This is a genomic window from Butyrivibrio sp., assembly GCF_024699075.1.
The window spans coordinates 1-4,390 of record NZ_JAILQF010000191.1 but is presented as its reverse complement, the minus strand read 5'-3'; the positions used below and the strand labels follow the sequence as shown (position 1 = coordinate 4,390).

At 41.3% G+C, this 4,390-nt stretch carries 5 protein-coding genes and 1 other annotated feature; all 5 genes read right to left on the bottom strand.

The window, feature by feature from the left end; genetic code table 11:
* The coding region (gene rplL, locus K6G87_RS07620; protein WP_296835539.1) for a 50S ribosomal protein L7/L12 at positions 1-342 on the bottom strand (342 nt) is incomplete at its 3' end.
* 118 nt (positions 343-460) lie between these two features.
* Complete coding sequence (rplJ, locus tag K6G87_RS07615; protein WP_296835537.1) at positions 461-1,009, bottom strand: 50S ribosomal protein L10; 549 nt, start codon at positions 1,007-1,009, stop codon at positions 461-463.
* Between the two features lie 23 nt (positions 1,010-1,032).
* Positions 1,033-1,165 (bottom strand) — a sequence feature (ribosomal protein L10 leader region).
* Positions 1,166-1,532: 367 nt separating this feature from the next.
* Positions 1,533-2,942: a CapA family protein gene (locus tag K6G87_RS07610; protein WP_296835535.1), complete on the bottom strand. Its 1,410-nt coding sequence runs from the start codon at positions 2,940-2,942 to the stop codon at positions 1,533-1,535.
* A 358-nt stretch (positions 2,943-3,300) separates the two neighbouring features.
* Positions 3,301-3,990, bottom strand: a complete 690-nt coding sequence (gene rplA / locus K6G87_RS07605; RefSeq protein ID WP_296835533.1) for a 50S ribosomal protein L1 — start codon at positions 3,988-3,990, stop codon at positions 3,301-3,303.
* 15 nt (positions 3,991-4,005) lie between these two features.
* A partial coding sequence (gene rplK, locus K6G87_RS07600) for a 50S ribosomal protein L11 (protein WP_296835531.1) occupies positions 4,006-4,390 on the bottom strand: 385 nt, incomplete at its 5' end.

The window sequence follows — 4,390 nt, the reverse complement described above, 5'->3', positions numbered from 1 at the left end:
AACCTTAGCCTTGATATCTTCAGCTTCTGCCTTCTCAACGCCTTCCTTGATCATCTTAGGAGCGCCATCTACGAGATCCTTAGCTTCTTTAAGTCCAAGACCTGTGATCTCACGAACAACCTTGATAACCTTAACCTTGTTAGGACCTACTTCTGTAAGCTCTACGTTGAACTCAGACTGCTCTTCTGCAGCACCTGCGCCAGCGCCTGCTGCTGCTACAACAACACCAGCTGCTGCTGATACACCGAACTCTTCCTCGCAAGCCTTTACGAGATCGTTAAGCTCAAGAACTGAAAGCTCTTTAATAGCGTCAATGATTTCCTGTGTGGATAACTTTGCCATGATAATTTACCTCCATATAATTTGGTATTATTCTTAGTTTTTGTTTGCCTGACTGATCAGGCCTTACTTGTTTTCAAGTATTATGTATCATCTAAAAGATGATCATGCGGCAGAATAATTATTCTGCTGCTGGTGCTTCTGCAGGAGCTTCCTCAGCTGCTGGTGCCTCTGCTGCAGGTGCCTCAGGCTGCTTCTCTGCGATCTGTTTGATAACGCGAGCGAAGTTTGCCATAGGTGACTGCATAGAACCAAGCAAACGGGAAAGGAGCTGATCCCTTGGAGGGATAGAAGCGATTTCCTTGATTGTGTTCTCATCGAAGAGTCTGCCTTCGCAAACACCACCCTTGATCTCAAGTGTAGGATTCTTCTTAGCGAACTCAGCAAGAATACGAGCAGGTGCTGCAGGATCTGTTTCAGAAATAGCTGCTGCACTTGGTCCGTCAAGCATACCGTCGAGCTGAGCAAAATCTGTTCCCTCGAATGCACGCTTCATCATTGTGTTCTTGTATACCTTGTAAGTTACACCCTCTGCACGAAGAGCTTTACGAAGCTCTGTGTCCTGAGCAACTGTAAGTCCACGGTAATCTACAAGAACAACTGCCTGTGCGTTTTTGATCTTCTCAGAAATCTCATTTACTACAGGCTGCTTAATTTCAACCTTTGCCATGTTTTTTACCTCCTTATAGAATTGGCCGAATAAAAAAACCTCCCAAAGACATTGGGAGGGTAAAGTCATATACATGTACTTTCCTCGGCGGGCATCTGCTTACGCAAATTTACGGTTTTCACCACCTGCTGTCTTCGGCTTAGGTCTGACGACCTTGAATACTATATAACACATATATGTATTTTGTCAATAGTTTTTATTATTATTTCGATTCTTTTTTTATCGGTTTTTCTTATCATTCTTTATTATCGTTATTTCTTATCGTTCTTTCTTGTCGTTTTTTCTTATTGTTCTTTTCTTATCGTTATTTCTTATCGTTCTTTCTTGTCGTTTTTTCTTAGCGTTTTTTCTTATCGTTCTTTCTTATTGTTCTTTCTTATTGTTCTTTCTTATCGTTCTTTATTATCGCTCTTTTTTATCGCTCTTTATTATCGCTTTTACTTATATGTAACTTGAATTGACTTTATCTTTATATTCCGGAAAAAATATTTTTTCCCATATAAGTAATCAAATTAGGATTACCTTATCCCTGAGCATCATTAGGATATATATAGCCATCACTGTCTATAATAACATTAGGAGAAATAGACTGCATATAGTTAATTATCCTGGTTTTCTCAGAATCATAAGCCATTGAAACTGTAGAGCCTGACTGAATACCTGGAATAAAGCGCCAGCTGACAAGACCCTGAGGTCCGATCTTGGCTTCGATAAGCCCTGTATCAAGAGTTTTGGAATTAAAAAGATAATTGCCCATACTGTAAATTACAGGAACACCATTTACATAATCAAGATTCTGAAGAATATGTGGATGATCTCCTATAATGAGGTCTGCGCCTGCATTTGCAAGGTCAACAGACTGCTCTTTTTGCAGATAGTTAAGTTCCAGAGTATTCTCAAGTCCCCAGTGCATATATACTACGACAAAAGCTCCGGAAGCCTTGGCTTCAGAAACCTTCTGGCATAAAAGTTCGTCCTGCCTAACCCTGAAGACACCACTAAGTGTATCAGTAGCACCTCTTGTAAAAGGAGGATCACTTCCTTCTATGTCGCAGCCGCTTATAAAAGCAATACTCACACCGCTTGATGATGTGAAAGTCACAGTCTTAGAAGCTTCTTCGAGATTTCTTCCAGCTCCGACATATGGCATTCCTACAGATTCAAGAGTTGTAAGAGTATCGGAAAGTCCAGTAGCACCATAGTCAAAAATATGATTGTTGCCAATACTCACAATATCAACACCCATATCAAAAAGATAGCTTGCAGAAGCCGGGTCCGCGTGGAATGTCCAGGTCTTACCCTCAAGTGGTGAACCTCCAAGCGTATATGGAAACTCATTATTGACCATGCATATATCAGCACTTCTCATACAATTAAGAAGCCCCTGATCTATAACGCCTTCTATCGTGCCGCCATTTCTGTCGATACTGTATTTGATAGCATATCCTTCGGCAAAAAGTACATCACCTCCAAATACTACAGTCGCAGTATCACTTCCATCTGCTATATCAAAACTATATTCATTTGGTAAAAGAGAAACAGTTGTATCAGATTCTGTACCAAGATCTGCATCAGAAGCATCTTCAGATGAAATAGATAAGCTGTCATCTAATGATGCCAAAGAAGAACTATCACCATTACCGGAATCAATCTGGCTTTCAGATAGGCCTGCTGCAGCTTCGTTTAATTCTTCTTCTGTCATTGGTACTCCAACAGCACCTCCAAGATACTGAGTACCATCATCTTCAGATTCTATGGCATTACCGGACTCATCTATATGAACGGCAGTAGCTCCAAGTACGCTTTGACCTGCACCAGACTGACATCCTGATATACAAAAAGCAAGAATTATAGCAGGAAATATGCTTTTAAGAAAATGTATCCTATAGCATTTAAAGTGCCTTTTGTGCACTTCGTGCTCTATTCCTTTCATCTATCCTCCCCTTATACTAAGGCCTTCTCTTATGAATTCCGTAGCAGATACGGTTATAGATATCTGTCAAAAGAGATCCTTGTATAGTTTAATGTTAACAATAAGTTTGAAATACATCAATAGAAGGTTTTTAACATAAGTCCAATAAAAGACAGATAGATTGTAAGGCTTAGCTGCTTATAACGAAGTCAGATAATTATCAAGTCTTGGATATTTATAACGAAGTCAGGTAATTATCAAGTCTTGGATGTTTATAACGAAGTCAGGTAATTATCAAGTTTTGAATGCTTATAAAAAAAGCAGCCACCATCAAAGATGGTGACTGCTTACGATAGCTTATTAAGTTACCAGCCGTTAATTAATAACGGTTAGCTACGATCTTAACGCCAGGTCCCATTGTTGTTGCAAGGGAGATAGACTTAAGATACTGACCCTTAACTGTGCTAGGCTTAGCCTTAGCAATAGCTTCCATGATTGCATTGTAGTTCTCTGTGAGCTGCTGCTCTGAGAAAGATGCCTTTCCGATCGGAACGTGTACAATGTTAGCCTTGTCAAGACGGTACTCAATCTTACCAGCCTTGATATCAGCGATGGCCTTAGTAACATCCATAGTTACTGTACCAGCCTTAGGGTTAGGCATAAGTCCCTTAGGACCAAGAACCTTACCAAGACGTCCTACAACGCCCATCATATCAGGTGTAGCTACTACAACGTCGAAATCAAGCCATCCCTCATTCTGGATCTTAGGAATGAGTTCATCGCCACCAACGTAATCAGCGCCAGCTGCCTGTGCCTCGTCAAGCTTTGTACCCTTAGCGAATACAAGAACTTTAACTGTCTTACCAGTTCCATTAGGGAGTACTACTGCTCCACGGATCTGCTGATCAGCGTGACGTGAATCACAACCGGTTCTGATGTGCAGTTCTACAGTTTCATCAAATTTTGCAGAAGCAGACTTCTTGACAAGAGCAATTGCTTCGTCAGCTTCATACAGCTTTGCTTTTTCAATCAGCTTTGCAGCTTCAACATATTTCTTTCCGTGCTTCATGATCTGCTCTCCTCCTTAGTCTACTACTTCTATACCCATACTGCGTGCTGTACCAGCAACCATGCTCATAGCTGCTTCAATAGTGTTAGCATTCAGATCAGGCATCTTCATTTCAGCGATCTCGCGGACTTTGTCCTTAGAAATCTTAGCAACCTTGTTCTTGTTCGGAACACCGGATGCCTTCTGCAGGTTACAAGCCTTCTTGAGAAGTACTGCTGCAGGGGGAGTCTTTGTGATGAATGTAAAGCTTCTGTCTGTGTAAACAGTGATTACAACAGGGATGATAAGATCACCCTTATCTGCTGTCTTAGCGTTGAACTGCTTTGTGAATTCAACGATGTTAACGCCGTGCTGACCAAGAGCTGGTCCAACTGGCGGTGCCGGTGTTGCTTTGCCGGCC

Coding starts and splice junctions, on each gene's coding strand:
- rplJ (WP_296835537.1), bottom strand. CDS start 1,009: ATGGCAAAGGTTGAAATTAAGCAGCCTGTAGTAAATGAGATTTCTGAG.
- K6G87_RS07610 (WP_296835535.1), bottom strand. CDS start 2,942: ATGAAAGGAATAGAGCACGAAGTGCACAAAAGGCACTTTAAATGCTAT.
- rplA (WP_296835533.1), bottom strand. CDS start 3,990: ATGAAGCACGGAAAGAAATATGTTGAAGCTGCAAAGCTGATTGAAAAA.